At 63.2% G+C, this 24234-nt stretch carries 22 protein-coding genes, 1 tRNA gene, 2 rRNA genes and 1 riboswitch (1 of these 26 cut by a window edge); of the genes, 3 read left to right on the top strand and 22 right to left on the bottom strand.

Going from position 1 to position 24234, the window contains the following annotated elements; all coding sequences use genetic code 11:
* Nucleotides 1-71: 71 nt before the first annotated feature.
* The 3 genes from rimI to DEJ54_RS06275 form a co-directional block, all read right to left on the bottom strand.
* The gene (rimI, locus tag DEJ54_RS06285; protein ID WP_113153813.1) at nucleotides 72-554 is read right to left on the bottom strand and encodes a ribosomal protein S18-alanine N-acetyltransferase; all 483 of its coding nucleotides are present in this window, start codon (nucleotides 552-554) and stop codon (nucleotides 72-74) included.
* A complete protein-coding gene (tsaB, locus tag DEJ54_RS06280; protein ID WP_113153812.1) occupies nucleotides 554-1234 on the bottom strand; it encodes a tRNA (adenosine(37)-N6)-threonylcarbamoyltransferase complex dimerization subunit type 1 TsaB in 681 nt (226 codons plus the stop codon). Before tsaB ends, rimI begins: the two co-directional genes overlap by 1 nt.
* Nucleotides 1235-1299: 65 nt before the next feature.
* On the bottom strand, nucleotides 1300-3483 hold the full coding sequence (locus tag DEJ54_RS06275) for a malate synthase G (protein WP_113153811.1): 2184 nt from the start codon (nucleotides 3481-3483) through the stop codon (nucleotides 1300-1302).
* Between the two features lie 195 nt (nucleotides 3484-3678).
* Here DEJ54_RS06275 and DEJ54_RS06270 point away from each other — a divergent pair, with 195 nt between their 5' ends.
* On the top strand, nucleotides 3679-4989 hold the full coding sequence (locus tag DEJ54_RS06270) for a mechanosensitive ion channel family protein (RefSeq protein ID WP_113153810.1): 1311 nt from the start codon (nucleotides 3679-3681) through the stop codon (nucleotides 4987-4989).
* A gap of 70 nt (nucleotides 4990-5059) precedes the next feature.
* On the opposite strand, the gene cydX is transcribed toward DEJ54_RS06270, so the two are convergent.
* The 13 genes from cydX to DEJ54_RS06205 all read right to left on the bottom strand — a co-directional run bounded on the left by cydX (nucleotide 5060) and on the right by DEJ54_RS06205 (nucleotide 19555).
* Nucleotides 5060-5176 carry a cytochrome bd-I oxidase subunit CydX gene (gene cydX, locus DEJ54_RS06265; RefSeq protein WP_113153809.1) on the bottom strand — a complete coding sequence of 39 codons (117 nt, stop codon included), beginning with the start codon at nucleotides 5174-5176 and terminating at the stop codon, nucleotides 5060-5062.
* Between the two features lie 34 nt (nucleotides 5177-5210).
* Nucleotides 5211-6368 carry a cytochrome d ubiquinol oxidase subunit II gene (gene cydB / locus DEJ54_RS06260; protein WP_113153808.1) on the bottom strand — a complete coding sequence of 386 codons (1158 nt, stop codon included), beginning with the start codon at nucleotides 6366-6368 and terminating at the stop codon, nucleotides 5211-5213.
* Between the two features lie 5 nt (nucleotides 6369-6373).
* Entirely contained in the window at nucleotides 6374-7951 is a 1578-nt protein-coding gene (locus tag DEJ54_RS06255) for a cytochrome ubiquinol oxidase subunit I (RefSeq protein ID WP_113153807.1), read from the bottom strand.
* 45 nt (nucleotides 7952-7996) lie between these two features.
* A complete protein-coding gene (gene cydC / locus DEJ54_RS06250) occupies nucleotides 7997-9688 on the bottom strand; it encodes a thiol reductant ABC exporter subunit CydC (RefSeq protein ID WP_113153806.1) in 1692 nt (563 codons plus the stop codon).
* The gene (gene cydD / locus DEJ54_RS06245) at nucleotides 9685-11442 is read right to left on the bottom strand and encodes a thiol reductant ABC exporter subunit CydD (protein WP_113153805.1); all 1758 of its coding nucleotides are present in this window, start codon (nucleotides 11440-11442) and stop codon (nucleotides 9685-9687) included. Before cydD ends, cydC begins: the two co-directional genes overlap by 4 nt.
* Nucleotides 11439-12011 carry a GbsR/MarR family transcriptional regulator gene (locus tag DEJ54_RS06240; RefSeq protein WP_113156119.1) on the bottom strand — a complete coding sequence of 191 codons (573 nt, stop codon included), beginning with the start codon at nucleotides 12009-12011 and terminating at the stop codon, nucleotides 11439-11441. Before DEJ54_RS06240 ends, cydD begins: the two co-directional genes overlap by 4 nt.
* Before the next feature lie 183 nt (nucleotides 12012-12194).
* Nucleotides 12195-13562, bottom strand: a complete 1368-nt coding sequence (locus tag DEJ54_RS06235) for an O-antigen ligase (RefSeq protein ID WP_245447717.1) — start codon at nucleotides 13560-13562, stop codon at nucleotides 12195-12197.
* 136 nt (nucleotides 13563-13698) lie between these two features.
* Nucleotides 13699-14511, bottom strand: coding sequence for an ABC transporter ATP-binding protein (locus tag DEJ54_RS06230; RefSeq protein WP_204360858.1), 813 nt, complete (start codon nucleotides 14509-14511; stop codon nucleotides 13699-13701).
* Entirely contained in the window at nucleotides 14508-15677 is a 1170-nt protein-coding gene (locus DEJ54_RS06225; RefSeq protein ID WP_113153803.1) for an iron ABC transporter permease, read from the bottom strand. Before DEJ54_RS06225 ends, DEJ54_RS06230 begins: the two co-directional genes overlap by 4 nt.
* Before the next feature lie 24 nt (nucleotides 15678-15701).
* Complete coding sequence (locus DEJ54_RS06220; protein ID WP_113153802.1) at nucleotides 15702-16691, bottom strand: ABC transporter substrate-binding protein; 990 nt, start codon at nucleotides 16689-16691, stop codon at nucleotides 15702-15704.
* On the bottom strand, nucleotides 16691-17746 hold the full coding sequence (locus DEJ54_RS06215; protein ID WP_113153801.1) for an LLM class flavin-dependent oxidoreductase: 1056 nt from the start codon (nucleotides 17744-17746) through the stop codon (nucleotides 16691-16693). Before DEJ54_RS06215 ends, DEJ54_RS06220 begins: the two co-directional genes overlap by 1 nt.
* Before the next feature lie 172 nt (nucleotides 17747-17918).
* Nucleotides 17919-18116, bottom strand: a riboswitch (cobalamin riboswitch).
* Nucleotides 18117-18335: 219 nt separating this feature from the next.
* Nucleotides 18336-18758, bottom strand: coding sequence for a DUF1330 domain-containing protein (locus DEJ54_RS06210; RefSeq protein ID WP_113153800.1), 423 nt, complete (start codon nucleotides 18756-18758; stop codon nucleotides 18336-18338).
* A gap of 5 nt (nucleotides 18759-18763) precedes the next feature.
* On the bottom strand, nucleotides 18764-19555 hold the full coding sequence (locus DEJ54_RS06205) for a crotonase/enoyl-CoA hydratase family protein (RefSeq protein WP_113153799.1): 792 nt from the start codon (nucleotides 19553-19555) through the stop codon (nucleotides 18764-18766).
* A gap of 93 nt (nucleotides 19556-19648) precedes the next feature.
* On the opposite strand from DEJ54_RS06205, the gene DEJ54_RS06200 reads away from it, so the two are divergent.
* The gene (locus tag DEJ54_RS06200) at nucleotides 19649-20251 is read left to right on the top strand and encodes a TetR/AcrR family transcriptional regulator (protein WP_113153798.1); all 603 of its coding nucleotides are present in this window, start codon (nucleotides 19649-19651) and stop codon (nucleotides 20249-20251) included.
* A 53-nt stretch (nucleotides 20252-20304) separates the two neighbouring features.
* Here DEJ54_RS06200 and DEJ54_RS06195 read toward each other — a convergent pair whose 3' ends face one another.
* Genes DEJ54_RS06195 through DEJ54_RS06185 form a run of 3 tightly spaced genes read right to left on the bottom strand, consistent with a single transcriptional unit; the run spans nucleotide 20305 to nucleotide 22392 of the window.
* Nucleotides 20305-20760: an iron-sulfur cluster assembly scaffold protein gene (locus DEJ54_RS06195; RefSeq protein WP_113153797.1), complete on the bottom strand. Its 456-nt coding sequence runs from the start codon at nucleotides 20758-20760 to the stop codon at nucleotides 20305-20307.
* Nucleotides 20757-21179, bottom strand: a complete 423-nt coding sequence (locus DEJ54_RS06190; RefSeq protein ID WP_113153796.1) for a DUF1641 domain-containing protein — start codon at nucleotides 21177-21179, stop codon at nucleotides 20757-20759. The genes DEJ54_RS06195 and DEJ54_RS06190 overlap by 4 nt, the downstream gene beginning before the upstream one ends.
* 22 nt (nucleotides 21180-21201) lie before the next feature.
* Nucleotides 21202-22392 carry an FAD/NAD(P)-binding oxidoreductase gene (locus DEJ54_RS06185; protein WP_113153795.1) on the bottom strand — a complete coding sequence of 397 codons (1191 nt, stop codon included), beginning with the start codon at nucleotides 22390-22392 and terminating at the stop codon, nucleotides 21202-21204.
* A gap of 102 nt (nucleotides 22393-22494) precedes the next feature.
* Between DEJ54_RS06185 and DEJ54_RS06180 the strand changes: the two genes are divergently transcribed.
* Complete coding sequence (locus tag DEJ54_RS06180) at nucleotides 22495-22935, top strand: hypothetical protein (protein ID WP_204360857.1); 441 nt, start codon at nucleotides 22495-22497, stop codon at nucleotides 22933-22935.
* A 142-nt stretch (nucleotides 22936-23077) separates the two neighbouring features.
* Here the strand turns inward: DEJ54_RS06180 and DEJ54_RS06175 are convergent.
* From DEJ54_RS06175 to DEJ54_RS06165, 3 genes are all read right to left on the bottom strand, one after another.
* Nucleotides 23078-23154: transfer RNA gene (locus DEJ54_RS06175), tRNA-Met, on the bottom strand.
* A gap of 91 nt (nucleotides 23155-23245) precedes the next feature.
* Nucleotides 23246-23360, bottom strand: a 5S ribosomal RNA gene (gene rrf, locus DEJ54_RS06170).
* 81 nt (nucleotides 23361-23441) lie between these two features.
* Nucleotides 23442-24234, bottom strand: a 23S ribosomal RNA gene (locus DEJ54_RS06165); it runs 2023 nt beyond the window's last position.

The following is a 24234-nucleotide window of genomic DNA, read 5'->3' as shown; positions in this document are numbered from 1 at the left end:
GCCCCCTTGCGAGGGATGGACGCTTACAGCATTTCTCCGCCGGGGGGAAACACCGCGCTGGCAGAAACCATTTAAAGATCACGGCGCATCACCAGCGCGCTGGTGCGGTTGCCGCTCGCATCGCGGTAATAGTCCGGTCGACCGCCCACCTGCATAAAACCGAGCCGGCGGTAAAGCGCGATTGCCGCCGTGTTGGTTTCGTCCACCTCGAGGAAGAGCGCCGACACACGGTCGCCATGCAGCCTGAACAGAACCGCATCCATCAGCTGCCGGCCAAGGCCCTGGCGCCTGTGACTGCGCGTCACGAGAATGGTGAGGATCTCGCCTTCATCCGCTGCCTGGCGCGCAAGCACGAAGCCGGCCATCTGCCCGGGCTTGCGCCCCACTTCCACGACCGCAAAGCCAAACACGCCCTCCTGCGTGAGGAGAGATTCAAACTCGGCATCGCTCCACGGGCGGGCGTAGCCCTCCGCATGCATGTCGGCCAGAACCAGACTGTCGGCCACTTCCAGCGGCCGCACGACGAACTCACGCCGTCTTGGAAAGAGCGCCATCAGCCTTCCTTTCGCGGCAGGGCGAAATTCTGCTGGGGAGCCGCTTCCGGCGCGCGCAGGTAAAGCGGCCTGGGCGGCTCGCTGCCCGGCCCCTTGGCCGCCGCCAGACGGGCAAAGGTGGCAATGTCAGCCGTTGCTCCGGCAGAATGAATGTCGAGTGCGGATGGCGCGGCTTCGGCGACCAGCGCCGCCGCAGCGCCATAGACGACGGCGTTCTCGCGCAGCGCCCATTCGGCAAGCGCCTCCACCGGCAGGCTTTCCGGCGCCAAAACGGCGCGGCCTTCGCTGTCGTAACCGGCGGCAAACAAATTCTGCACCCGCTGCCCCAGCGCCACCAGAACGGGACGGCCGGGAATGGCTGCATGCGCCTCGGCTCCAAGCGCCTCCAGCGTGGAAACGCCGATGGCCGGAACCTTGAGCGCCAGCGCCAGCCCGCGCGCTGCCGAAACGCCCACGCGCACACCGGTGAACGAGCCCGGCCCGACCGAAACGGCCACCGCCCCAAGCGCGTCATAGCCAAGGCCCGCGCTCGCAAGCGTCTGCTCGATCACGGACATGACATGTTCGGCATGTCCTTTGCCCAGATCCAGCACATGCCGGCCGAGTTCGCGGTCCTTATCGGTGTCATAAACGCAGGCGGCGCAGAGCGCCGCCGCAGTGTCGATTGCAAGAATGTTCATCGAGACGTCAGCCCGGCGTCCTTTTCGTTTCAAACCGCCGGCGAATCCGATGCGCCATCAGCGGGTCAGGAAGCCCTATTTGCCCTGTCCGCCGCCTTGAGTTCAAGACGGCGCGCATGCAGAACCGGCTCGGTGTAGCCATTGGGCTGCTCCCGTCCCTTGAACACAAGGTCGCAGGCCGCCTGGAAAGCGATGGAACCATCGAAATCCGAAGCCATCGGGCGATAGAGCGGATCGCCTTCATTCTGCCGGTCAACGACAGCCGCCATGCGCTTCATCGTTTCCATCACCTGCGCTTCGCTGGCGACACCATGGTGTAACCAGTTTGCCATGTGCTGTGCGGAAATACGCAGCGTTGCGCGGTCTTCCATCAGGCCCACATCGTTGATGTCCGGCACCTTGGAGCAGCCGACGCCCTGATCGATCCAGCGCACCACATAGCCCAGAATGCCCTGCGCGTTGTTGTCGAGTTCCTTCTGGATTTCCTCCGGCGTCCAGTTGGGCCGCGTGGCGACCGGCACCGAAAGGATATCGGAAAGCGCTGCGCGCTTGCGGCTCTTCAATTCGGCCTGCACCGCATGCACATCAACCGTGTGGTAATGCGTGGCGTGGAGCGTGGCTGCCGTTGGCGACGGCACCCAGGCGGTGTTCGCACCGGCCTTCGGATGGCCGATCTTCTGCACCAGCATTTCCGCCATCAGATCCGGCATGGCCCACATGCCCTTGCCGATCTGTGCGTGACCGGAAAGGCCGCATTCCAGACCGATATCGACATTCCAGTTCTCATAGGCCGCGATCCAGGCCGCCTGCTTCATGTCGCCCTTGCGGATCATCGGGCCGGCTTCCATGGAGGTGTGGATCTCGTCGCCGGTGCGGTCGAGGAAGCCGGTGTTGATGAAGACCACCCGCTCGCGCGCGGCGCGGATGCACTCCTTCAGATTGATCGTGGTGCGGCGCTCCTCATCCATGATGCCCATTTTCATGGTGTTTGGCGCCATGCCGAGTGCAGCTTCGACGCGACCGAACAGTTCCACCGCGAAGGCCACTTCTTCAGGGCCGTGCATCTTCGGCTTCACCACATACATGGAGCCCGCGCGGCTGTTCATGCGGCGACCGTCTGCGCCGACATCGTGCAGCGCGATGGCTGCGGTGAACAGCGCGTCCATGATGCCTTCCGGCACTTCATTGCCATCGGCGTCGAGAATGGCCGGGTTGGTCATCAGGTGACCGACATTGCGCACCAGCATCAGCGAACGGCCGGGCAGCGTGAGCGTGCCGCCATCGGGCGCGGTGTATTCGCGGTCGGGGTTCAGGCGGCGGGTGAAGGTCTTGTCGCCCTTCGTCACCTGTTCTTCGAGGTCGCCTTTCATCAGGCCGAGCCAGTTGCGGTAGACGACAATTTTGTCTTCCGCGTCCACGGCGGCGACGGAATCCTCGCAATCCTGGATCGTGGTCAGCGCCGATTCCAGCACCACATCGGCAATGCCCGCCGCATCGGTCTTGCCGATCGGGTGCGTGCGGTCGATCACGACTTCCGCATGCATGCCATTGGTGGCAAGCAGAACGGCGGTCGGCTGATCGGCTTCGCCGCGATAACCGGTGAACTTCGCGGCGTCCTTCAGGCGCGCTTCACCACCCGCGGTTTTCGCCACGAGCTGACCGTCGACAACCGAAAGCCCGGTAATTTCCGTCCAGGAAACACCGTCGAGCGGCGCGCTGCCATCGAGGAAGGCGCGCGCCCAGGCGATGACCTTTTCGCCGCGCTTCGGATTGTAGCCCTTGCCCTTCTCCGCGCCATCATCGTCGGAGATGGCGTCCGTGCCGTAAAGCGCATCGTAAAGCGAGCCCCAGCGCGCATTGGCCGCGTTGAGCGCATAGCGCGCATTCATCACCGGAACGACGAGCTGCGGCCCGGCAACGGTGGCGATTTCCGGATCGACATTCTCCGTCGAGACCGAGAAGGCCTCGCCTTCCGGCAGCAGATAACCGATCTCGCGCAGGAACGCCTGATAGGCTTCCTGATCGGCGGGCGCGCCGTTTTCCCTGTACCAGGCGTCGATCTTTTCCTGCAGCGCGTCGCGCCTGGCCAGCAGCGCGCGGTTCTTCGGTGCGAGATCGTTCACGATCTCCGCCAGCGCTTTCCAGAACCTGTCGGGCTCGATGCCCGTGCCGGGCAGTGCCTCTTTTACGGCGAAATCACGTAGCTCTTCCGCAACCTTCAACCCATGAAGCTCAACGCGATTTTCCATTTGGCAGACACTCCTCTTCCCGATGTCAGAAATGATGCACTGCTTTCACCACGCCAGCGTCACGCGGTCAATTCGCCGGATGGAGAAGAAGTTTCAACGTGAAGCAAGGTTGAGCCACTCTTTTGCCGAACGCCCGATCCGCCCGACACCGGAGGCGAGCATTCCGCACAGGCCAAAAATGCTCTACGGTTGGCCATGGCGTTCGTGGATATCCTGATCGAGATTGCGAACTGGGTGCGGACCGAGCTCATCAATCTCGCCAACCCCTGGACCTTCTACCAGCTCGCAATCATTGCGATCCTGTTCATTGTCGCGAAGCTCGCTTCGCAGGGGCTGGAGAACCGGCTGGAGGCCCGCGCCCGGCGCATCAAGGGGCATCAGGGGCTTCTGCGCGTGATCATCGCGCTGATGCGGCGCACGGACTGGATTCTCTTCGTCATCCTGCTTTTCATCGTGCTTACCGTGCTGCGCGCCAGCACCTGGCCAAGCCGCACCGTTCTGATCTCGCTGACGCTGTCGCTGTCGCTTGCCTGGCTGTTCACCTCGGTCGTTTCGCGCATCATCCGCAACCGCCTGCTTGCCCGGACCATCGGCTGGATCGCCTGGACCTACGCGGCCATCGTCATTCTCGGCGTCAATGACGAGGCCGCCGCCTTTCTCGACACGCTGGCCCTGCCGCTCGGCAAGACGCGACTGAGCGCGCTGGTGCTATTGAAGGCGGCAGTGCTTCTCACCGCCACCGTCTGGCTCGCCATCGTCATTGGCAATTATTTCGATGAGCGCGTCCAGCGCTCCGACGAACTCACGCCGTCGATCCGCGTCCTGCTCGGCAAGCTGGTCAAGATCGGGCTGGTGATCGCCGCCGGCGGCATCGCCCTTTCCTCCGTCGGCGTGGACCTGACGGCGCTTACCGTGTTTTCCGGCGCCATTGGCGTGGGCCTCGGCTTCGGTCTGCAAAAGGTCGTTTCCAACTTCATTTCGGGCATCATCATCCTGCTCGACAAGTCCATCAAGCCGGGCGACACGATCACGCTCGGCGACACATTCGGCTGGATCCGCGAACTGAGGGCGCGTTTCGTCTCCGTCATCACCCGCGACGGGCGCGAATATCTGATCCCCAATGAGGACTTCATCACGCAGCAGGTCATCAACTGGTCGTTCAGCGACGAGATGGTGCGCCTCGACGTGCCGTTCGGCGTTTCCTACGAAGCCGATCCGCATCAGGTCTCCGCACTTGCCATTGAGGCGGCGATCAGCGTGGGGCGCGTGGATGCCGACCGCCGGCCCGTCTGCTGGCTCACCGGTTTTGGCGATTCCTCACTCGACTTCGTTCTGCGGTTCTGGATCCGCGACCCGCAGCAGGGCCTGACCAATGTGCGCGGCAAGGTGCTGCTCGCGCTGTGGGACACGCTGAAGGAAAACGGCATCGAAATTCCCTATCCGCACCGCGAGGTGATCATGAAGCAGCCTGCCGCAGGCCAGGCAAGACCCGCCACCGGGGACTGAGCCTGAAAAGCAAAACGCCGGCGCGGGGCCGGCGTTTCGATGTTCATCCGTGATGCAAAGGGCGCGAAGATTACTCTCCGGCTTCCTTCTTCTTCGCTGCATCGTCCATCAGCTCGTACCACATCGCGTTCAGCACGGCGAAAGCCGCAGCGAGGGGAAGTCCGAGCAACCATGCGAAATACCACATGTCCTGATCTCCTTGTCTTTGTCGCGCGGCCCGCTCAGTAAGCGTGGCCCTTGCCTTCGCGAATTTCCTCTTCGTCGACCTTGCCCCACAGCACCTTGTAGACCCAGCTCGTATAGGCAACGATCAGCGGCACGAAGATGCCCGTCACCACCAGCATGATGAACAGGGTGAGGTGGCTGGACGAGGCGTCCCACACCGTCAGGCTCGCACCCGGTGCGATGGAGGACGGCAGGATGAAGGGAAACATCGACACACCAACGGTGGAGATGATGCCCAGCACCGACAGCGCACTGGAAAGAAGCGTCGTCACCTCGCGCCGTGCGCGGAACAGGATCAGGGCGAGCGCTGCGCCGAGGAAGCCAAACGCCGGCGCGGCCATCATCCATGGATGCGCGGCATAATTGGCAAACCATGCGCCGCCTGCCTGCTCCACCGTTTTGGCGAGCGGGTTGGACGGACCGTCCGTGACGATGGCGCTGGTGATGCGGTATCCGTCGATGCCGGCCCACAGCCACAGCCCGCCGAGCGCGAACAGAACGATGGTCGCGACCGCAGCGATGCTGCCGAAGGCGCGGGCGCGTTCGGCAATCGGACCCGACGTCTTGACCATCAGCCAGGACGCGCCATGCATGACCAGCATCGAAACCGACAGAAGACCGCACAGAAGCGCAAACGGGTTGAGCAGCTCGATGAGCGTCGTGCCCTCATAGAAAATGCGCAGATCGTTTTCGAGCCGGAACGGCACGCCCTGCAGGACATTGCCCACGGCCACACCGAAGATCAGCGACGGCACGAAGCCACCGATGAACAGCGCCCAGTCCCAGGTCGCCCGCCAGGTCGGGTTTTCGCGCTTGGACCGGTACTTGAAGGCGACCGGACGCAGGATGAGCGCGAACAGGATGGCGAACATGGCGAGATAGAAGCCCGAGAAGGACACCGCATAGAGCGGCGGCCAGGCGGCGAAGATTGCGCCGCCGCCCAGGATCAGCCAGACTTGGTTGCCTTCCCAGACCGGGCCGACCGCATTGATGACAACACGGCGCTCCGTGTCCGTCTTGGCGACGAAGGGCAGAAGCGCCCCCGTTCCCAGATCGAAACCGTCAGTGACGGCGAAGCCGATCAGCAGCACGCCGAGCAGCAGCCACCAGATCACGCGCAGGGTTTCATAGTCGATAAGCGTGTGAAGGATCATGATCTTTACTCCGCCGGAACGAAGGCGCGGGGACCGAACGCGGCCTCCGGCTCATCATCGGGTTCGGGGCCCTTCCGGATGGCGCGCAGCATGAGCGTCATCTCGACAATGAAGAGCACGGTGTAGATTGCCGAGAAGCCGATGATCGTCATCAGCACCGTCGAAGCGCCAAGGTTCGACACGGCGGCGGCGGTGGGCAGGATGCCCTCGATGATCCACGGCTGACGGCCGAACTCCGCGACGATCCAGCCGCATTCGGCGGCAATCCACGGCATCGGGATCGTGAACACCGCAACGCGCAGCAGGAACGGATAACGATCCAGCCTGTGGCGGGCCGACAGGTAGAAGAACACGCCCAGCAATGCCACGAAGAAGAAACCGAGCCCGACCATGATGCGGAAGGTCCAGAACAGCGTCGGCACATTTGGAACCGTGTCGTTCGCCGCCTGCGCGATCTGTGCATCCGTGGCCTCGCGCGGATCATCCACATAGGGCTTCAGGAGCAGCGCATAGCCAAGGTTCGTGCCATTTTCCTCAAACGCCTCGCGGGCGTCATCGGGAATGGCCGCAGTGCTGCCTGCCGCACGAATGTCCTGTAGTGCGTCATAGGCGATGATGCCCTTTCTGATGCGCTCTTCGGCATGTCCGACCAGTTCGACGATACCGGGGATCTCGGTCGTAAGCGAGCGCGTGGCGATGATGCCCATCACCCATGGAATGTGGACGGCGTAATGCGTTTCGCGGGCCTCCTGATCGGGGAAGCCGAAAGCGGTGAAGGATGCCGGTGCAGGCTCCGTCTCCCACATGGCCTCAATGGCCGCGAGCTTCATCTTCTGGTGCTCGGTTGCGAGATAGCCGCTCTCATCGCCCAGAACCACGACCGACAACGCGGAAGCTAGGCCGAACGAGGCCGCCACCGTCATCGAACGCTTGGCCAGCTCCATGTGCCGGCCCTTGAGCAGGTACCAGGCGGAAACGCCGAGCACGAAAACGGAAGCCGTGACATAGCCCGCAGAGACCGTATGCACGAACTTCGCCTGCGCCACCGAATTCATGAGCACGGCAAAGAAATCGGTCACTTCCATGCGCATGGTCTGCGGGTTGAAGGCAGAGCCGACCGGGTTCTGCATCCAGCCATTGGCGATGAGGATCCACAGCGCCGAGAAGTTTGAGCCGATGGCCACCGCCCAGGTGGCGGCCAGGTGCCCGAGCTTTGAAAGCTTGTCCCAGCCGAAGAAGAACAGGCCGACAAAGGTCGCTTCCAGGAAGAAGGCCATCAGGCCCTCAATGGCAAGCGGCGCGCCAAAGATGTCGCCCACATAGTGGCTGTAATAGCTCCAGTTCATGCCGAACTGGAATTCCATCACGATACCGGTGGCGACGCCCAGCACGAAGTTGATGCCGAAAAGCGTGCCCCAGAACTTTGTCATCTGCCGCCAGATGGTGCGGCCGGTCATCACGTAGACAGTCTCCATGATGGCGATCAGCACCGACAGCCCAAGCGTCAGCGGGACGAACAGAAAGTGATAGAGCGCGGTAATCGCAAACTGCAACCGCGAGAGATCAACGATGTTCAGTTCCATTGTTTCATCCGGCTTTCCGGCTCCTTTGGTCTTCGGGGGAAGCGCTCAATCCGGTCTCAGACCGTCGAGCAGACTTTCATAGTCGGCCGTGCCACGCCGCACATCGGCAACGATCCGGCCATTGTTCATGTGAAGGATGCGATCCGCCCCTTCTGCTTCGCGCCGTATATGCGTCGATACCATCAGGGTCTTGCCCGAGGCATAATTGGCAACCCGCGCGATCACGTCGTTTGCTGTCTCACGATCAAGCCCTTCTGTCGGCTCATCAAGGAGCCAGACCGGCGCATCGCGCAGCACCAGCCGCGCCATGGCAAGCCGGCGCGCCTGACCGGAAGAGAAACCCGCGCCGCCTTCACCAAGCCACGTGTCGAGCCCGTCAGGCAGGCTCGCGAGGTGACGTGAAAGACCCGCAGCCCCCAGCGCCGCCAGCATGGCGTCGTCATCCGCAGCCGGATTGGCGAGCGCGAGATTGCTGCGCAGCGTGTCGTGAAAGAGTTCCGTGCGCTGGGTGAACAGCGTGGCCGGCAGGCTGGCCACATCGCCCTGATCGGCTGCCAGCTCGCCGGCGATCACCGAAAGAAGGGAGGACTTGCCCGCCCCGCTCTGACCCACCAGCGCGATGCGCTCGCCACGTTCGATGCACAGCGATACATCCGCAAGCGCAACCTCCGCAGCGCCCGGATGGCGTGCGGTCAAGCCTTCCAGACGAATGGCGATGCCGGCTTCCTGCGGAGTTTTACTTGCCGGCGCATTTTCTTCGCCGTTTAGGCGCGGGCCGACGCGGCGCACGGCCATAAGCGTTCGGCCAAGTTCCACTGCGCCACGCCGCAGGGCCGTGAAGGGCTCGGTTGCCGTCAGCGCGACCAGAAGCGCCAGCGCTGCGACCGGCGCGCCAATCTGTCCGGCCTCGGCCAGCGTCGCGACGACGAGAAGGACCGCCGCCAGCAAGACGGCCCCGGCCACGCCGAGCGCGACACTGACGCCGGTTTCCGTGCGGTTCATGGCGTCGTCGGCATCGGCAAGCCGTGCATCCGCTTCGGCCATGGACATGCTCTGGGCGTCGAGGCGGCCTGCCATGACAAGCTCGCCCTGACCGCGCACGAGATCAATGCTGCGCGCGCGCAGAACCTCAAGCGCATGGGCCCGCCGGCGCGCCGGGCGTTCCGCGTGACACGCGGCAAAAGCCGGCACACCAAGCCCGACCGCCAGAAGGAACAGCGCCACGCCGAGGCCGAGGCGAACATCGATGAAGCCGAGCGCAAGCCCCGCGACAAGCGCAGCGCCGGCGGCGGAAAACAGCGGCACCATCACCCTGAGATAGAGCGAGTCCAGTGCGTCGATATCGATGGTCAGCCGGAAAAGAAGACGCGCGGGACGCGCCATCATGGCGCGGGCGGCGCCTGCCACGGCCCAGCCGCGGAACAGTCTCTCGCGCAATTCGGCAAGCACTTCCAGCGTCGCGTCATGAGTGACGATCCGCTCGCCATAACGTGATGCGGTGCGTGCAAGTGCGAGAAAGCGAATGCCGGCGGAGGGCGCAAAAACGTCAAAGGCGAGCGCCGTCGCCACGGAAAGCCCGGCAATGGCTGTGGCGGCGATGAACCAGCCCGACAGGCCGAGAAGCGCGATGCCGCACAGAACCGTGGCGAGCGAAAGCAGCGCGCCGGAGAGAAGCTTGTTGCGGTTGCCCGCCCAGAATAGCGCGGCCACCGCGCGAAGATTGCGGCTGCGGGTCATAACACGCCTCCGGCAGTCTGTGGCGTCTGCAGCGTGATCACGCGATCCATGCGGCTCGCCAGCACCGGATCGTGCGTGGCGACCACCAGCGTCTTGCCCGTGCTGATGCGCAGAAGGCTCTCGGCAATCTCCTGCGCCGTTTCCCGGTCGAGATGCGCGGTTGGTTCGTCGGCGAGAACGAGGCCGGTTTCCGGCGTTGCCGCCGCGCGCGCTAGCGCCAGCCGCAGCGCCTCACCGCCCGACAGGCCGAAACCGCCTTCGCCGATCATGGCCGGACCGCGCGCAGCGGCAAGCCGCGACAGGCTGACCGCCTCAAGCGCATGGGAAACCTGCGTCGGTCCCACGCCTTCGCGGCCCAGCGCGACATTGCTGGAGATCGTGCCGGGGAAAATGTGCGGATCCTGCCCAATCCAGGCGATGGCCCTACGCAGATCTGCCGCACCGGCATCGTCCAGTGTGCGTCCATCGATGCGGATCGTGCCGCCATCTGGCGCAATCAGGCCCGCAATAAGGGCGAGGAGCGTCGACTTGCCCTCGCCGCTTGGAGCCATCAGCGCGACCCGTTCGCCGGGCTGGATATCGAGATCGAAACCGGAGAAGACCGGCGCGCCTTCGGCCGTGTGGCTGAAGCGCAGACCCTCGACCGAAAGCGAGAGCGCACCCGACTGCCCCTCCCGCAAAGATGTCGGCGTGGCGGACGCGCCCACCAGATGCCGGCCCGTCTGCGCCAGTTTTTCCAGCGCCTCGAACGCGGCCTGCCCGGACGCCCGGTCATGCCAGACAGCGGAGAGATCGCGCAGCGGCTCGAAGAAGGAGGGGGCCAGAAGCAGGATGAAGAGCCCCTCGGCCAGGGTCAGCTTGCCGCCCCATGCGCCGAAATTCAGTTCGCCCAGCAGGTGGAACCCGACATAGACGGCGACCATGGCCACACCGAGCGCTGCGAAGAGCTCCAGCACCGCCGACGACAGGAAGGCAATGCGCAGCACCGCCATGGTGCGGCGGCGCAGATCTTCGGCGCTGGCGCGCAACCGGGTGGCGGTGCGGTCCACGGCGTCGAAACTGCGAATGGTCGTCAGGCCGCGCAGCCGGTCCATCAGGAACGCGTTCATGCTGCCCATTTCGGCAAGCTGTTCCTCGCTCGCCTGCTTGGCGCGCCAACCGACCAGCGCCATGAAGATCGGAATAAGCGGCGCGGCGAGCAAAAGCACCAGCCCGGCCACCCAGGAGTAGACGAACACACAGGCGAGAATGGCCAGCGGCACGATTGCCGCCTTCTGACGCGCCGGGCGAAAACGCGCCACATAGGGAACGATGGCTTCCGCCTGCTCCGCAAGCGTGCTGGCGGCCAGTCCCGACGAGGGCCGCGTCGTATCGAGCGGCGAGGTTTCGCAAAGCGCCGCCACCGCCTGAACGCGCAATGCGCTCAGCTGGCTGCGCGCCTGCCGGAAGGCGAGACGACTGCCAGCGCCATCGGCCACTGACCGGACCACACCGAGAACAAGAATGCCAAGGGCGGGAAGCCATGCCGCCGATGCGCCCTCACCCGCCGCAATGCCGCCAACCGCCATCGCCAGAAGCGCCGCCTGCGGGAGCCACAGGAGAGAAGCCGTCACCTGCAGAAGAACCGCCGCGCGGCTGACACCCTTTTCTGCCTGCGCGGCGTCGCCTTGCCGTCCTGCCGGATGCGCGCGCGAAACCGCGCGACCGGCTGCGGGCGCGGAGCGCTCTTCAAGGGCCGCGTCAACACTCGTCATGACGTCTTCGATCCCTTGCGCTTGCGGCCGAGCGAAACAATCCGGTCCTTGGTGTCGATCAGTTTCGTCACTTTGGAGCCGAGGTTCAGCAATGTCGCAAGCTGCTCCGTCTCGAGATGTTTCACATCGTCATACCATTTCGTCAGTTGCTCGATCAGCGTCTGCATTTCCGCCAGCTTGGCCTGTGCATGGCGCTCTTCCTCGCTGCCCGGCGACTGCATCAGAAGCTCGCGCAGCACCGAAAGCGTGGGGTCGACTTCGCGCTTCTTGCGCTCCTCGGCGAGTGTGCGCAGAATCTGCCAGACATCGTCCGGCGTCGTGAAGTAATCGCGCCGGTCTCCTGGAATATGTTTCAGAAGAACGAGATTCCAAGCCTGAAGCTCGCGCAGGCTCATCGAGACATTCGAGCGCGAAATGGAAAGCGCGTCGACAATGTCATCCGCGCAGAGCGGCTTCGATGAAGCATAGAGCAGCGCATAGATCTGCCCAACCGTGCGGTTGATGCCCCAGCGGCTGCCCATTTCTCCAAAGTGCAGCACGAAGGACTGCAAAAGTGGCGGGAGGTTCATGATGAACACACCTGACATTGATTTCAGTAATTTCTGAAATTTGTGTAGAACTCTGCCGTTCCGAACGCAAGCCTGCCGCACACGGTGCGCCGTTATGCAGCAGGGGCTGCGCCCATTGCCGTCACGCTTTCATAGCCCGCCGACATGTCGGCTGGACGTCAGCTTTTGACCGGAAAGGAAAACTCAGCGCTCTATGCGCGTCGGCACCCTGAACCGCGCCACGAGACGCAGGCCTAGAACGGACATGACGAAGAGCATCCAGACCGGGTCTGTGCGGCGGAAGAAGAAGCTCTCCAGAAACGCGTTGAACAGGCTGAACGTCACGATCATCATGAAGAGATCGGCGAGAAAGATGTTCTCGCGGTAGGGCGGGGTGCGCGCAAAGTCGCGCAACGGCACGAAGAGAAAGGTGATGATGGCGGTGCAGAGCGCCAGAAGTCCCATGCCGAGCGCCATGTCGACATAGCCATTGTGCCCGTGAACCGTGCCGCGAATATCCCACGAACGGTCAAACGGGTGGTCGGAGGAAAACACGGTCTGCGTGAGCCAGAAGTTCTCGAACCCGTATCCGAACAATGGCTTCTTCGCGATCATGTCTCCGGCATAATCCCAGATCGGCGTGCGGCCGGTATAGGTGAGATCCGGCGCCAGCGTTGCCGCAAGGTCCTTCACCGGCCCGATATAGACAATGCCGAGCGTTGCCACGGCAAGCGTTGTCACCGCCGCGATCACCAGAACCGGCACCAGCGAGCGCAGCCCGAAGAGACCGGGCAGCGCCACCAGCATGCCGGCCAGCGGCACCGTGGCCGTGGTGGTCTTGGAGCCGGTGTGGAAGACGAAGATCATCGCCAGAACGGCAATCGCCCCGCCAGACCAGCGCCAGCCGCGCCGCCACAGATAGAGCCCGGCGAAGGAGAGCCCGGCCATGACCGGACCGGCAATGTTCTTGTGCGTGAAGACGCCACGCCACAGGCCCGCATGCTGCGCTTCGACATCATAGGCCTGGTGAACCGCCACATCGCGCAGGGCGACGACCCCGAAATAGGAAAGCCCGAGGATCACGAACCCGGCGAAGACAAGCACGCGCGAAAACGCGTCCGCATCGCGCGGCAGTGTCAGAATGGCCGCCACGGTCAGGATGCCGATGAGGGAGAACGCCACGGTGCGCATCGTGTCGGTGGGTACCGGCGTGTTGAGCGTGGCAATGGCGAGGAAGCCGAGCAGCAGAAGCCACCACGGGCTCAGGAGCGCAACCAGCACCCGCCGGTCAACGAGCATCAACAGCGAAGCCAGCGCCACCGCACCCAGCCCGCCAAAGCCAAGCTGATTGACGATGTCGCCGCCGCTGCCGCTCAGCTGCGGCCCGGATGGCTGGAACGGGCGGAAGGAGATCATCAGAATGGTGAGGAGCACCGCCGCGATGACCGTGGAGGGCTGCCCCGTCGCAACCATGCGCGTGATGAAGGAGGGCTTCTTCCGGCTGGCCTCCGCGCGATGCGCGCCTGCACCGTAATCATCCGCCCCGTAGGGCCCTGAATATGTGCTGCTCATGGCCTACCCGCGCCCGCTGCCGCGCGACCCCTGGGAGGTCACGGCTGCCAATCGGGAAAGTTCGGGGTTGCTCGCCATACCGGGATCAGAACCTGTTGCGCTTGCCCCATAAAGCGCCACGCCGCTTAAGGCTGCGTTAATTATGATCCACGCCGTTTGCGCCGATGGGCGGCGCGGCGGATGGCATCACCCACACCGTGCCCGTTTCGGGATGCCGCCCTATCGTCGCGTCGATCCGGTAGACCCGCTTCAGAAGCGCCGGTGTGAGCACCGCGTCCGGCGTGCCCGCCGCAACCAGCCTGCCATGATCCAGAACGCACAGCCGGTCGCAGAACATGGCCGCCAGATTGAGATCGTGCAGCGCGGCAACCACCGTGGTGCCCAGCCCGCGCATGAAACGCAGGAGCTGGAGCTGATGGTGGATGTCGAGATGGTTCGTCGGCTCATCAAGAACGAGAAGCCGTGGCTGCTGCACCAGCGCCCGCGCGACGAGCACACGCTGCCGTTCGCCGCCCGAAAGCGTGCGGAACGCGCGCTCCTGCATCGCCGTCAGCCCAAGCAATTCGAGCGCTGCCGCGATCAGTGCGTGATCATGCGCCGTGTCTGCTTCCAGAAGCCGCTTGTGTGCGGAGCGCCCCATGGCCACCACGTCGCGCACGGTCAGCGGAAATTCCGCCGGCATGTCCTGCAACACCGCGCCCACATTGCGCGCCACCCACTCGGTCGGCTGCCGCCAGGCGTCCTCGCCATCGACGAAAACCGAGCCGGACGACGGCCGGTTGATTCGATAGATTGTGCGCAGAAGGCTCGATTTTCCGGCGCCGTTCGGCCCCAAAAGAGCGACCATCTCGCCCTTTCGAACGCTGATCGACACATCATCGACAAGCACCCGGTCGCCCGCGCGAAACGTGACCGAGCGCAGGTCGAGCGTTCCCGGTTCCATGCTCATCGCGCACCGCCCAGCGCGCGCGCATCGCGCCGCAGCAGCCAGATGAAGAACGGCCCGCCCACCAGCGCGGTGACGATGCCCACCGGCAGCTCCAGCGGCGCGATGACCGTGCGCGCCACAAGGTCCGCGCCAATGGTGAAACTCGCCCCCAGTAGCGCCACCGCCGGCAATGCCCGGCGATGATCCGCGCCGACAAGGAAGCGCACGATGTGCGGCATGATGAGCCCGACAAAGCCGATCACACCAGACACCGCCACCGTGATGCCGGTGAGCGCTGCCGCCAACACGAACATGCTCTGGCGAAAGCGCTGCACATTGAGGCCGAGCGCCACCGCGCTTTCGTCGCCGGCCATCAGGAGGTTCAGCCGGCGCGCCTGCACCAGCATCACGCCAAGCCCGAGCGCAAGGGCGGCAAGCGGTATGGGAATGAGCTTCCATTGCGCCGTACCGAAACCGCCCAGCGTCCAGAACAGGACGCGGGAGGCAAGCTGCGGGTCCGGCGATGTCAGCACGATCAGGCTCGTCAGCGCGCTCAGAATGGCGCTCATCGCCACGCCGGCGAGCACAAGCCGTGTCGGGGTCATCTGGCCGCCGGTCCGCGCCACCCAGAACACCACGAACAGCGTGACGAGCCCGCCCAGAAAGGCCGAGATATGCAGCGTGAACGCGCCAAACCCCAGAAGCCCCCAGCGCATCACCACCACAGCACCGGTGGCTGCACCGGACGAAACGCCCAGAATGCCCGGCCCCGCCAGTGGGTTGCGAACGATGGACTGGATCGTCATGCCCGTCACGCCAAGGCTCGCCCCGACAAGAGCCGCAAGGAAGACGCGCGGCATGCGCGTCTGAACGACGATGGTTTCGTAAGCCGTACGCCAGTCCGGTTCGACCAACGCGTCGCCGAACACGAGATTGGCGAGAATGGCGAGCGCCGTGCCGCCAGGGATATGCACCGAGCCAAGCATCAGCCCGGCAAGAGAGACGCCGAGAAGCAGCGCAACCATCAGGACGATGACCAGCGCATAGCCGGTAACGCCACGCCGCGACGCCCCACCCTCAAGACCATGCTGCACGGCCCCGCCCCGCGCGGGCGGCGCGGACTGGAGAATGGCGATCAGCGCTTCATGGCTGTTCGCCTTTTCCTTTCTGAAGGCCGGTGCATGCATCGTGAGAAACCGTATCTAAGCCGGTTACTTTTCGATCCGGTCGGGATGGAATGCCCGTGCGAGCTTTTCCACCGCATCGATGGAGCTCGGCCCCGGCTGTCCCCAGACGGAATCAATGGTGACGATTTTCTCGCCCGCAATGCCGGGCACGTTCTCCACCGTCGGGTTGGCTTTCAGGATCTCGATGCGCGCCTGGCCCAGCTCGCCAGCCGGATCGCCAACCACCTGACCACCGGCCGTGCCCGAATAATAGACAACGATGTATTCAGGCGCGCGTTCGGCGATCTGCTCCCAGGAAACCTGGCCATAGCGGTTTGCCACATCACCAAAGATATTCGCCCCGCCGGCCCGCTCAACCACATGCGAAAGCATGGTGTTTCCGAGCACGGCGCGCGGTGCGGATTCGCCGCCATTGAAGATGAACACCGGCATGGCCTCAACGCCATCGAGCTTTGCTTCCACCTCGGAAAGGCGCTCCTCGATGTCGGCGATCAAAGCCTCGCCGCGCTCGCGCACGCCGAAGATTGCCGACATGGAGCGGATCTCCGCATAAAGCTCTTCAAACCCGAACTTGCCGAGATTGCAGCCCTCGGTGTTGAGGCGGGTTTTCATGCCCAGATCGTGAAGCTGATCGCGCGTGTGGCGGCTTTCGCTGAACCCGTCCGGATAGCCGGCATAAACGAAATCGGCCTCCGCCTCGATGAGCTGTTCGGTGGTGGCGACCAGCGGCGAAAGCACGGGAACCGTGTTGTACGCCGCCTCGTATTGGGGGCTGATCTTGAGGTTCGCCATATAGGAGGTGCCGGCCATGCGGTCTTCCAGACCAAGCGCCAGCATCATCTCCGTGGCGTTGTTGCTCAGCGTCACCGCCCGCGCCGGCGGCGCCTCATAGGTGGTGGTGTAGCCGCAATTCTCATCCGTGTAGGGAAAGCCCGCCTCATCGGCAAAGGCGGGCGCAGACACCAGAACGAAACCTGCGACCGCAAGCCCGCGCAGACCGATTAATCGCGACATCAATTCACTCCTTCTATGGCCGGCCTGCCGCCGGCGCTTTCAACTGGGGATGGGGTTTGGTCTGGCTGGCCGAGCGCTGGCATGACCTCCGCTGCAAACAGTTCCATGCCGGCCAGCGCCACATCGTTGGCGATCAGGCCGTTGGCGCTGAACAGGCAGCGAATGCTGTTCGCGCCGGTCTCCGCCGAGAGCGCGCGCAATTGCGCAAGGCAATCCTCGGGCGTTCCCGCGATGGTGAAATCCGCCAGCATGGCGGCGCGATCACGCGGCGCAGGCGGCTGCATTCCACGTTCCAGCGCCCGTGCTACGCGCCGTGCATTGAGCTTTTCCAGAAGCGCATCGCCCCGCTCCATGGCCTCTGCCCGGGTCGGCGCGATCATCACGTAACGCGACAGCGATGAGGCAACGAGCGGCGCGCGCGACCCGCCATGGCGATCAAGTGCTGCATGAAACACGGGCAATTGCCGTGCTTCATTGGGTTCGAGGCTTAGGAGAAGCGGAAAACCGTTTCTGGCGGCGATGTCGACCGTCTCTTCCGAGACGCCGGCGACATAGATCGGCGGATGAGGCTTTTGCACCGGCGGCGGCCCGACGGAGACGTTGGAAAAACGCCACGGCCTGCCATCCGCCGAACAATGTGGCTTCGTCCAGGCGTCGATCATGATCCTCAACGCTTCGGCAAACCGCCTTGATGCGTCATCGCGCGAAATCTCGAGCGCGGTGAATGTGCCGGGCTCGGTGCCGCGCCCGATCCCCACATCCACGCGCCCGCCGCTCTGAAAATCGAGCTGCGCGATCTGCTCGGCAAGCAGCAGCGGATGATAGAGCGGCAAAACGAGGATCGACGTGCCGAACCGCAGCCTCTCCGTCCGCGCCAGCACCTCCGCGCCAAGCAGAAGCGTGGACGGATAGGGCAGCGTTTCGCGACCGAAATGAAACTCATTGAACCAGATGCCGCCGAAACCAAGCGCGTCCGCCCGTTCGACAAGACGCATCAGCGCCCGGTGGTCGCCAAGCGCGCCTTCGCGGGCAAAGCCTGCCAGATCAACGCGCATGGCGGGTCTCGCGGTCAGGCGTGACGCTGCCCGGGATCAGTCGAATGAATTCGGCCTGCGCCGAAGGAAATCGGGAAACGGATCGGAGACGTGACGTCCCGATAGACGGACTCGTTGCCGGCAAAGCGCCTGCATGCATTCTGGGCCTCCTGCCGGCGCACCTCGTCCGGCGTTCATGGTCTATGCATGAGGCAGGTCTCCTGACTCGCGGCTCGAACGTTCGGTCCGCCTTCCCGGCTTTCGCCAGTGGCATTGGAAAGAACTTGCCGCTTACAGTTGCGAGGGCAGTCCCGGAATTGGTCTGTCTGGCAGACCGCACCGGGTTCCCTTTTCATCCGCGAAAGGCGGAACCGCATGCGGCGGCGACCCTATCCGCGAAGGAACCGCGACGCAACCGCGAAAGGCGTTTGCGCGAAAGAACGGCCGACGCGCAGCTGACTTGCCGCAACACGCAACGGTTCGCCAAGGCCACCATTCGCGCAAGCGATGAGGAGAGCGCCTTGACCGTGGCTTGCCCGGCAGCACGTGAAGTCGACCTATCTCGCCTTCGAGAAGTTCTACAAACTGCTCTAGCAACCGGAGGTCGCCTTCAGCCCCCGGCGAAATTCACACCGCCGGGCTGCGGGGCGAAGCGGACAAGCCGACTGTCCGTAACGCCGGCCTGACGATGCGGCAGCGCTTCATGGTAGGCCGGGTCGCGCATCATCTGCGCAAACGCGCCGACCGATGGATATTCGGCAATGAAGCAGATGTCCCACGCCTCTGCCTGCGGGCCGATCAGCATCAGCTCGAAACCGCCCCGCCAGACGATGCGCCCGCCCAGCCGTTCCAGAACGGGCGCGCTGATCCGGCTGTATTCCGCATAGGCGTCCCGACCGCTTGCCACCCGGCCATCCGGATAATCCGCCCGCTCACGCAGCTTGATGAGATTGAGCATCTGGACCGGCCCCGGCCGTGCATCCGCCCGAAACGCCTCCCAGATATCCTTGGTAAAACCGGTGTAACGCGTCATCTGCTTCACCTTCCCTGATAGACGGGCGTACGCCGTTCGATCCATACGTCGAGCCCTTCATGCACATCTGCCGTCGCGCACATGCGGGCAAACTGTTCGCGCTCGATCAGAAGCCCCTCTTCAATCGTCGTGTTAATGCCCCGCGTCACGGCCGAGATGATCCGGGTGGCCGCCAGTGGCGAATGCTGCAGGATGCGCTCCGCCAGCTCAAACGCCGCAGGAAGCAGATCTTCCGCAGGCACCACCCTGTTCACCAGCCCCAGCTCATGGGCGCGCTGCGGCCCGAACGTATCTCCCGTCAGGAGCAGTTCCAGAGCGCGCTTTCGCCCGGCCAGTCGCGGCAGGCGCTGCGTGCCGCCAAATGTCGGCGGAATGCCGATATTGATCTCCGGTTTCGCGAAAATTGCCTGGTCGGAGGCAACCGCCAGATGCACCGCTTCGGTGATCTCGCAGCCGCCTCCGAAGGCGATGCCATTGACCGCTGCGATCACCGGCTTGGGAAACGCCTCGAAGCGCGCCGTCATCTGCTGGCCGCGACGACAGAAGGCGCGCACCGCTTCTTCTGCGCCCTGCCTTATGCTCTCGGCGAATTCATGAATGTCTCCGCCAGCCGAAAACGCCCGATCCCCCGCCCCTGTCACCACCACCGCGCCGATTGCCTCATCCGCCTCGATCTCATCGAGCAGCGACAGCAGCCGGTCATTGGTCGCGTAATTCAGAGCGTTCAGTTTCGACGGACGGTTCAGCGTCAGAAGCGCGACACGCCCCTTCCTTTCGCAAAGCACGGTGTTCTGCATTTTCCTGCCTCTCCAGTTGAATTGACAGAAAGGCTAGGACCGGGCACGCTGCATGGAAACTCACTGGTTAGTATACATGGTTGCGCGCATCCGATGGACACGAAACAGCAGAAGCCCAAACCAGCCCGCGAACGGGTCGTCGATGCAGCAAGCAAGCTGTTCTATCGGGAAGGGATTCGCGCCGTCAGCGTCGATGCCGTTGCAGAGGAAGCGGGCGTAACCAAGAAGACCTTCTACTATCATTTCAGGAGCAAGGATGACCTGGTCGCCGAGTATCTCAGTTCCCGCGACCAGCCAAATCTCGATCTGTTCGAAAGCTGGTTCAGGAGTGCTGAAGGCGATGTGGCCGACCGGGTTGAGGCGATCTTCACGGGCGTCGCCCGATCCGCGCGCCATCCCGCATGGCGCGGCTGCGGCTTCCTGCGCACCGCAGCCGAGCTGGCCAATCTGCCGGGACACCCAGCCATGGTGATCGGCGCGAGCCACAAGAAGAAATTCGAGAACTGGCTTTCAGGCGAACTCGCCGAAAGCGGGATCGACAATCCTGCGGCGATCGCCCGCCAGATTGTGGTTCTGCTCGACGGCGTATTCTCAACGCTTCTGGTGCACCGCGACGCAGACTATGCAGAAGCCGCCGGACAGGCCGCCAGAACGCTGATCCATTCGTCATACCCGACACAGAGCACGGCAGCCTGACCGAGGCCCCGCCCGCACAACGGGCTTTGGAAAACCCGTGCCTTCTGAACGGGTCAAAGCGCGGTGCCGGGCTGCCCCCGCTCGGCACATGCGCCGGCGACTGCCTCGAACGGCAGCAGGATCGATCCGAAACGGCTTGGAAACGCCCGCGCCGCCTCGAACATGGCGAGATCCCGCCAGGGTTCAGGAAAAGTGACCGCTTCTCCCGCCAGAAGGCGGCGCAGCAGACCGGCAATCTCGCCGACGCCGGCGCAGGTCTCTCCAGTGGCATGGCGCACGACGATGGCGGTAGACGCCATGCCGAGTGTGCAGGCGCGCGTGCGCCATCCAAGCGCGCCAATCGCATCGCCCCGCCACTGCACATCAAGCGTTACCGTGCTGCCGCAGGTGCGGCTCGTCCGGGTGATTGAGGCATCCGCCGGGACAAGCCGCCTGTCATTGCGAACCCCGGCGCCCAGATCCCGCAGGCCGCGCTGATAGAGCGCGGCCAGGTCCGCATCGGCGCTCATTCGACGCCGTCATCCTTCATCTGCCGGCCGAGAACCGACAGAAAGGTCAGCGCAAAATAAAGCCCGCGCCGCACATCCTCATTGCCGGCCACGCGCAGCAGGCCGAGAAGGGATGGCACCTGGGCCTGTGCGGTCTGTGTCGCGGCATAGCGCGCGGCATTGCCGACGTTCCACGCAGCGCCCACGCTTTCCTCATAGGCCTTCATCAGTTTCTGCACCATCGCGTCGTCGAACATGTCGACGCCGTCGGATGCAAGCGATGCGAGATCGACCAGATTGTGAAGACGGCGCCCCTGCAGGAGCGGTGCAAGCTTCTCGAGAAGCTCCGCGAGCCCGCGCTCGGTGGCTTCATCCATTGCGGCGAGCGCCTTCGGTGCTCCGGCAGCGGCTTCCGGCGTGTCCATGACTGTATCGTTCATTGTTTTCCTCCGGATGCCGATGTCAGATGATGCCGCGCGCGACGGACCAGTAGATCCCGCGATTGAAGGCCTTGCGGAGCAGTCCCCCGACCTTGGTCGGCGGGGTGGGATGCACGTCCTCGTCATAGTCGTACCAGAGCGGCATGCCGGCCTCGAGGCCCATCTGCGCCACGGCCTGAACCTTGCCGTCATAGGCATCGACCGTGCGGCCAAGCCGGATGTCGCCGGCGATGTTGTTGGCGATCACCGGGCACTGGTTGTGACAGGAACCGCCGGCCTTGGAGATCGGCAGATCGACCGTGTCACCCATGATGTAGGCGTTGGGGTGGCCTTCGAGCTGCAGCGTCTGGCGGTCGGTGGGCAGCCAGCCCTCATTGTTCGGAGCCTGCGAAATGCCGCTTTCCAGAACCGCATCGACCGCGCGGATCGGCGGCGTGCACATGAGAAGATCGAACGCCTCTTCACCGCCCTCTTCCGAGTGGGCGATCTTCTTGCCCGCGTCCACGGAGTCCAGCGTGAAGCCGCGCTGATACTTGATGCCCTTGGCTTCAAACACCGGTGGCAGCACCTCACACACCTCCTGCTGCAGGAACAGGCAGTTGCGCAGAAGCTGCGAAACGGTTGGATAGGTGTAGACGATTTCGCACTGCTCGCGCACGCCCTTGCGGCGCAGATATTCATCCACCATCAGCGTGGTTTCCATCGGCGCGATGCCGCACTGATGCGGCACATTCGGCGTCTTCGGGAAGTTGACGGTGATGAAGATGCGCCCCTTCTCGAAATTGCGCAGCTTCTCGGCAAGCTGGCGCGCGGGGCCGTACTGATAGAAATAGTCGCCGCCTTCCTTGAGGCCCGGAATGCGCTCGGGTGCGGGCAGGCAGCCCGTCGAAACGACGATGTAGTCGTAGCCAATCGTCTTGCCGCTCTGCGTCTTCACGGAGGAGCCCGCAAAGTCAAAATGCACCACCTTGTCCACCTCGAACGTGATCTCGGGGCGCAGGAGCGTGCGCTGTTTGCGCCGTAACTCGCCCTCGAAGAACATGTCGAAGGCGACATACATGAAGGCTGGCTTGTAGTAGTGCCATGGGGAATCGGACAGGAGCGTGACCTTGATTTCTCCCCGCGCGATTTCGGGATACATCTTGGCGACGATGCTGTTGGCCGTCATCGTGCCACCGATGCCGCCTCCCACGATAAGTATATGTTTGGTCAACGCTAACCTCCCTGCTTTCACTTAGCTGGCGCAGATATCTTGATCCGTCATCTCAGAGGATTAGCATGCAGGAGAAAGGCAGCGCCGGCGGATGTTTCCAGAATGGAAAGGTTCGATATGGCGGGGGAAACGCGCATGCAGGAAACGGAAATCCGCCAGGTCGTTCAGGCCCAGATCATCGAATGTCTCAACCGTTTTTATGCGATTGAGACTGGTTTGTGGGGCGGTCCTTTGGATGCTTTGATTGTTCGTACGATCATCACGGGGAAGATTGAGGGTCGATTTTACGATCTATCTTCGCTTTCGATGACGTTGGGTCTTCCGCTTTCGACGACGCACCGGAAGATCCTTGAGCTTGAGGCTTCTGGATTTCTGGAGCGAGTGCGCAGCGGGCGTTCGACGCATCTTGTCCCGACGCGCCGGAGCTGCGTTGAGCTGGACAAGAGTTTCGAGGAGATGGTTTCGACGCTTCAGCGTCTTTACCGGGGTGGTCCGGGGCTTGGTGAGGACAGGCGCGGTTCAGCGTCCCGGGAGCGCCTCTGAGCGACGGGGCAACGCATGTCAGGTGTGCCCGCGCCTTTGGGTTTCTGGGAAGCCGGGCGGTTTCTGGGAATCTGGTCGGTTTTCTGGAGCGTTAGAACGCAAAAAACCCCGCGGCGTGTGCAGCGGGGTTTGTTCGTTGATTTGGTTGCGGGGGCAGGATTTGAACCTGCGACCTTCAGGTTATGAGCCTGACGAGCTACCGGGCTGCTCCACCCCGCGTCAACTTTTGTGTTCTTTTTGCATGCCAAAAGGCCGCGTTTGCGGCCTTTTGTTTTTGGTTTGTGTCGAGAAGCTTACATGCGATTTGCAGACCTGGCAGCGACCTACTCTCCCGCGTCTTAAGACGAAGTACCATCGGCGCTGGGGCGTTTCACGGCCGTGTTCGGAAAGGGAACGGGTGCAGCCGCCCCGCCATGACCACCAGGTCGGCAAAGCGCATGTAATCGAGAAGCTGGTTGGCCTTTTGGCCAGTATTTTGTCGCTCTTGATGAGCATAAGCAATGAGAATGATTCAAGCCTATCGAGTTATTAGTACCGGTAAGCTCCATGCGTTGCCGCACTTCCACACCCGGCCTATCAACGTGGTGGTCTCCCACGACTCTCAGGGAATACTCGTTTCCAGGTCGGTTTCCCGCTTAGATGCCTTCAGCGGTTATCCGTTCCGTATATAGCTACCCTGCTATGCGGCTGGCGCCACAACAGGTCCACCAGAGATACGTCCATCCCGGTCCTCTCGTACTAGGGACAGATCCTGTCAATATTCCTACACCCACGGCAGATAGGGACCGAACTGTCTCACGACGTTCTGAACCCAACTCACGTACCGCTTTAAATGGCGAACAGCCATACCCTTGGGACCTGCTCCAGCCCCAGGATGCGATGAGTCGACATCGAGGTGCCAAACAACCCCGTCGATATGGACTCTTGGGGGTCATCAGCCTGTTATCCCCGGCGTACCTTTTATCCGTTGAGCGATGGCCCTTCCACGCGGGACCACCGGATCACTATGACCGACTTTCGTCTCTGCTCGACTTGTCAGTCTTGCAGTCAGGCAGGCTTATGCCATTGCACTCAGCGAACGATTTCCGACCGTTCTGAGCCCACCATCGCGCGCCTCCGTTACTCTTTAGGAGGCGACCGCCCCAGTCAAACTACCCACCATACACTGTCCCGGATCCGGATAACGGACCGCGGTTAGACATCCATGTAGATAAGGGTGGTATTTCAAGGATGGCTCCATCCAGGCTGGCGCCCGAACTTCAAAGCCTACCACCTATCCTACACATGCCGACACGAATG

It is taken from the genome of Nitratireductor sp. OM-1 (assembly GCF_003296175.1).
GTDB lineage: Bacteria > Pseudomonadota > Alphaproteobacteria > Rhizobiales > Rhizobiaceae > Nitratireductor > Nitratireductor aquimarinus.
The sequence above is the reverse complement of the archived record's forward strand: the minus strand, read 5'-3'. Positions and strand labels throughout refer to the sequence as shown.